The following is a 5,402-nucleotide window of genomic DNA, read 5'->3' as shown; positions in this document are numbered from 1 at the left end:
CCGGAGCCGGTGGAGGCGCTGCCGGGGATTGCCGCTGGTGCCGATCTTGATCCGCTCGCCGAAGCGGATGTAGTAGACGACGTCGACCCGGGGCGGCGGCAGCTGGAGGGGTGGATCGAGCGGACGGAGGAGTCGACGACGCGGCGGGCGCGGATCCGCTCGGGCCGGTGGGCGACACGGACCCGCGGCCGGTGAGCGATGCGGACGTCGGGAGCCCTCGCGCGATCACGGCGGGTGGCGCCAGGAGGACGAGGGAGCCGTCGTCGGGGGCGGCCGCCGGCGCGAGCACCTCGGCGAGCCGGCCGCCGATCATCGGCGCGGCCCGGGGCAGGCGCGGCGAGGCGAGTTCGGCGCAGTCGGGGCACCAGGAGGAGCGGCGCCGCTCCCGGCCGGGACGGTGGCGCTGCTCCTCGGGGGTGGCGACGAAGACGTGTCCGGCGTCGCAGAGCCAGCACAGGTACACGTCGGCCGCGGGCGGGATCTGGCTGAGCACGATGCCCTCGTTGTACTCGGGCCGGTACTGCCGCACCAGGACGGGGTAGGACGCCCACGCCTCCCGGTAGGTGCCGACCGCGTAGGGGACGTCGGCGCCGCGCGAGAACCGCCGCCTCTGCCACCACCGCCCGATCGCCTCCGCCACCCTCCGCACGCTACGCGCGACCACCGACGCGGAAGCGGCGCCCGCGTGCGCAGGCGAGATCTCGAGACGCCCTCCGGGCTGCTCCATCAGCATGCGCGGCGGAAGGGACTATCCGCCCGCGCGGCGTGCTCCCGGTCGACTGGGAGCGGCGGAGCCGTCCCTCACCTAGTGAGCGGAATCCTGCTCGTCGATGTCCGCGATCTCGGCCTCGTCCGGCTTGAAGGTCAGCGAGAACATGGCGATCGCGACGAGCACGACGATGAAGGCGACGCCGAACGAGATGAGCGCGACGACAGGCTCGCGGGTCGAGAGCATGACGACCAGGCCGACGAAGGCCGCCATCACCGCGGAGAAGCCGATGAGCTCGAGCGGGCGCAGGCGGTCCTTGCGGGTCGGCTGGAACGTGCGGGGCGTGAACTCGCCGGGGTCGCGCGCCGGGGCGGAGTCGGCCGCCGAGGCGCGGTCTGCGGGAGAGGCGGGGTCGGGCTGCTGGCCTTCGGCGGTCATCGGTCTCCTCCGGAGGTCGGTGTCGTGGGGGCGACGGGATCGTGTCCGGTGGCTGCGTCGGCGCCGGCGGCCCATTTGAGCGAGAACGCCGCGATGGCGAGGAACACGGCGACCATCACGGCGTAGGCGCCGAGGAGGCCGACGGTGACGACGGGGTGGGGCGGGAGGAGTCCGAAGGCGGCGCCGAGGAGCATCGTGCCGATGCCGACGATCACGGAGTCGCGGGCGGCGAGGCCCTGACCGCGACGGCCGCTCGAGAACTCGAGGAAGCCGGAGAGCAGCGCCCAGCCGGCGACGAGGGCGACGAAGGAGAGCAGGTTGGCGACCGGAAGCGCGACGAGCGCCGCGACTCCGGCGACCAGGGTGAGCACCGCGGAGCCGAGGGCGAGCGGGCGGGCCCGGCCGCTCCAGCTGCGGAGCCCGAGGGCGAGCGAGACGGCGCCGGTCGCGATCGCGAAGCCGCCGAAGACGGCGAGGCCGAAGGCGGGCCCGTGGTCGGGCGAGAAGGTGACGACGCAGCCGGCGACCGCCGCGATCACGGCGCGCGCGAGGGGCAGGGTCCACAGGCGGCGGTCGGAGTCGGCGGCGATGGCCACGGTCGAGCCTCTCTGGGATGGAGGGAGAAGGCGTCCGGGAGCGGACGGCTGGGCGCGCGACGGCACGGCGACGCGGACTCCACCGATTTTACGCTCCCGCGGCTCCGCCCAGGCCCGGAGCGGGGCCCGGGGCGCGATCCGGGGCGAAGTCGCAGGCGGCTCAGCCGAGCCAGACCTCCTCGACCCGCGGGAACACGGCGTCGGCGGAGAAGCGCTCGCGGAAGCGCGCCCCGGCCTTCTCGACGACCTCGGCACGGGCGTCCTCGTCGGTGATGAGCTCGGTCAGCGCGGCGGCGAGGCCCTCCACGTCTCCGGGCGCGACCACGCGGCCGCAGCCGTCGCCGAGGACCTCGGGGATGCCGCCGACCGCGGTCGAGACGACGGCCGCGTCGCGGGCGAGTGCCTCGAGGATGAAGATCGGCATCGCCTCGTCGCGCGAGGGCAGGACGGCGATGGACGCCTCGTCGAGCAGGGCGAGCAGGCGGGCGTTCTCGAGCGAGCCGAGGAACTCGATCCCCGGGACGCCGCGGTCGACGACCTCCGGCTCGCGGATCGGACCGGCGACCAGCAGGCGCCAGCCCTCCTTGCCCTCGACCTGCGCCCACGCCTTCTGCAGCACGTCGACGCCCTTGCGGTGGCTGACGACGCCGCCGAAGACGACGGTGCGGGTCTTCTCGCGCGGGGTGCCCTGCTCGAGCGCGTTGGGCACGAGGTGCACGCGCTCGGCGGGGACGTAGCGGCGGCAGATCGCCGAGGTCTCCTCCGAGAGCGAGATGATCTCGTCCGCGCTGCGCAGCACGTCCTTCACCAGGCGCGGGTGCGCGGCGGTGAAGGCGGCGAACTCGCTGCCGTGCAGGTGGGCGACCGTGCGCAGGCCCAGGCGGTGCGCGAGGCGGAGGAGGGACCCCTCGCGGAGGAACGAGCCGCGCTCCGAGAGGTGGACGACGATCACGGCGCCGGGCTCGCGGCGCGCGATCGCGACGATGCGGGCGGCGGCGCCGGCGGCCAGGCGGGCCGCGGCGACGTGCTCGCCCGGAGCGGTGCGGGAGGAGATCACCCGGACGTCCGAGCGCTCGAACGGCCAGCGCAGGTACCCGTTGACGACCTGCGTCATGCCTCCGGGGACCTCTCCGCTGCGGCCGACGTGGTACACCCGCGTCTTCGGGCCGGCAGGGGCTGCCGCGGCGGCCGGGCGGCTGCGGGGCGGCACGGCGAGCAGCGCCTGGATGTCGTCGCGGACGCCGCGGAGGCGTCCGCGGGCGACGAGCAGCTTCTCGAGCAGCTCGCTCCGGCGGGCGACCACGGCGGAGAAGGTCTCGACGCCGGCGGCCGGGGTCGTCCGGGACATGTCGACCGTGACGTCGTGGATCCCGATGGTCTCGAAGTGGCGCGAGGCCTTCGTCGATCCGTCCATCTGCAGGCTCACCGGGGCGGCGCCCTCGGTGAACGCCATGATGATCACGTGCAGCCGGTCGCTCATCGCGACGCGGGCCGTGCGGTAGAGCTCGCGCAGCAGGATCTCGTGCTCGTCGTGGGTGTGCGCCGGATCCCAGTCGAGGATGTCCGCGTCGAGGTCGGCGGCGAGACGGCGGGAGCGCTCGGCGTCGACGGCGACCTGCGTGACCACGACGATGTCGAGGTCCTCGCGCTCGGCGAAGCCCTTGATCGCGGCCAGCCACTCCTGCTCGGGGTAGGGGCGGGCGTCCACCTCGTGGTCCTCGCGGAGGGAGAGGACCAGAACGCGCCGCTCCTCGTCGGGCTGCGCGGCGAACGCGGTCAGCTCCGCGTCGCTCGAGCCCTCGCCGTAGCCGAGGTCGGGCATGGCGGCGCCGACGCGCATGTAGCCGGCGGTCTTGTCGTCGCGCCAGCGGGTGTAGCTCGAGAGCGCCATCGAGGGCCACATGATCGCGCGGGGCAGCGGGGCGAAGTTGCGGGTGCCCACGCCGGCGCGGATCACGCGGCCGCCGCCGAGGCGCACGAGGGCGATGCCCGGGAGCATCACGAGGTGCTCCTTCATCCCGATCAGGGTCAGCTGGATCTCTCCCGGCTTGAACACCGAGTTCGCCCGGCCGGCGAGGGCCTCGCGGGCGAGCGCCGCGTACCAGCGCAGGAGCGAGCGGTACACCGTGTCGTCCGGGCCCAGGCGCAGGCCGTCGTCGTAGCCCCACGGCGAGTGGCCCACGTAGACGTGGAGCGGACCCGACTCGCGGAGCCAGTCGAGGAGCTGGCGACGCAGGATGATGTCGCCGATGTTCTCGTACTGGCCGCGGCCGACGGCGAAGATCGATCGGGCAGGTGTCACGGGCGGGCCTTTCGGAGGGGTTCGCGTGGGGGTGACCGGTGCGGAGCGGGGAGCGTCGCGGGTCTCCCCGGTCGATCCTCCTGCCGCGCTGCCGTCGTGGGCCGGGCCGGCCGGGCTCCGCAGGAGCGGGCTCGGGGCCGATGGCGCCCCGGGCAGACTAGCGCAGGCGGGCTCGGCGGCTCGAGGAGGAGTGCTCGCGTCAACAGCCGTTGGTGACCAGGAAGGCCTTGAGGAACGCGCCGGTCTGGTAGACGTACTGGTTCACCAGGTAGTCCAGGCCCATCGGCTCGCCCGAGGGCACCATCGAGAGCTCGCCGGAGTAGCAGCGCTCGATGATCATCTCGGCGCGCACGAGGTGGGAGGCGTTGGTGATCACGATGACGTGGTCCCAGCCGTACTGCTCGGCCATGTCGCGCAGCTGCCGGGCCTCTCCCTGGGTCGTGAGCGGGTCGGCGGAGTAGCAGAGGACGTCGCCGCCGGGCTCGTTGCACTTCTTGTACTTCTTGGCCTCGTAGGGAGCGTTCATCTCGCCGGGGCCGACCGAGAGCACCATCGTGTCCGTCGCCCCGGAGGTGATGATCCGGCGGGCGAACTCGACGCGTGCCCTCGTGGAGGGGCCCAGCACGAAGACCGCGTCCGCCTGCTCAGGGATCGGGTCGATCGGGGGCGTGACGTAGAGCGGGATCCCGGCGCCGAAGAGGGCGAGCACCACGAGGGGGACGAGCAGGAGCCGTCCGATCACGGTGCGAGCGCGGACCCGGGGGCATCTCGGTCGCTCCCGGGACGGCGGGGTGGACGGGCGGTCGCCGGTCGCGGTCGTGGCCGTGTCCATCGCGTCCTCCCTCTCGTCGGGACCGCCGCTCGCCCGCGGCGGGTGATCCGCGACGCGGGTGCGACGGCGATCACCAGTGGAGAGCCCATCATCGCAGTGTTTCGGCGAGGGGTCGGCCCGGTGAACGCCCGGTCAATTCTCTCGCCCAGCGGCCCGGCCCGGGGCCGTGTCCAGAGTCGCCGGGTAGGGTCGCCGTTCCTCGACCGAGCAGCACTCCCCCTCGTCCATTCCGCGGACGGGCATTCCCGGAGTCCCCTCCCGATCCGACATCCGCCCTCCGATCCGTCGTCGACAGCGCGTGTGACCGTTCCGTATACACGCATGCGCGGCGGTCCGCCAGTCCTTCAGCGGAATCGCTGATATAAGCCCGACCACCACGCCCGAATGGGGTACTACAACCTGAATCCGTCTCATCCAGCCATCAGTCGCAAGGCCCGTCTATAGCGTCGGGAGGGGACTCCGGGAATGCCCGTCCGCGGAATGGACGAGGGGGAGTGCTGCTCGGTCGAGGAACGGCGACCCTAC

4 protein-coding genes and 1 pseudogene are annotated in these 5,402 nt (G+C 73.3%); all 5 read right to left on the bottom strand.

All coding sequences use genetic code 11. The features are described from left to right. A pseudogene (locus tag C5C33_RS19105) lies at positions 1-640 on the bottom strand (hypothetical protein); the annotation flags it as partial. Between the two features lie 165 nt (positions 641-805). Then, the gene (locus tag C5C33_RS19100; RefSeq protein WP_258059918.1) at positions 806-1,147 is read right to left on the bottom strand and encodes a hypothetical protein; all 342 of its coding nucleotides are present in this window, start codon (positions 1,145-1,147) and stop codon (positions 806-808) included. Further along, entirely contained in the window at positions 1,144-1,743 is a 600-nt protein-coding gene (locus tag C5C33_RS17760; RefSeq protein WP_104255875.1) for a DUF308 domain-containing protein, read from the bottom strand. The genes C5C33_RS19100 and C5C33_RS17760 overlap by 4 nt, the downstream gene beginning before the upstream one ends. A 160-nt stretch (positions 1,744-1,903) precedes the next feature. Then, on the bottom strand, positions 1,904-4,045 hold the full coding sequence (locus C5C33_RS17755; RefSeq protein WP_104226626.1) for a glycosyltransferase family 4 protein: 2,142 nt from the start codon (positions 4,043-4,045) through the stop codon (positions 1,904-1,906). A gap of 199 nt (positions 4,046-4,244) precedes the next feature. After that, a complete protein-coding gene (locus tag C5C33_RS17750) occupies positions 4,245-4,787 on the bottom strand; it encodes a YdcF family protein (RefSeq protein WP_146084859.1) in 543 nt (180 codons plus the stop codon). Positions 4,788-5,402 lie beyond the last annotated feature (615 nt).

This window comes from Rathayibacter sp. AY1H3, from assembly GCF_002932015.1.
This window is presented reverse-complemented; position numbering and strand designations above follow the sequence as displayed.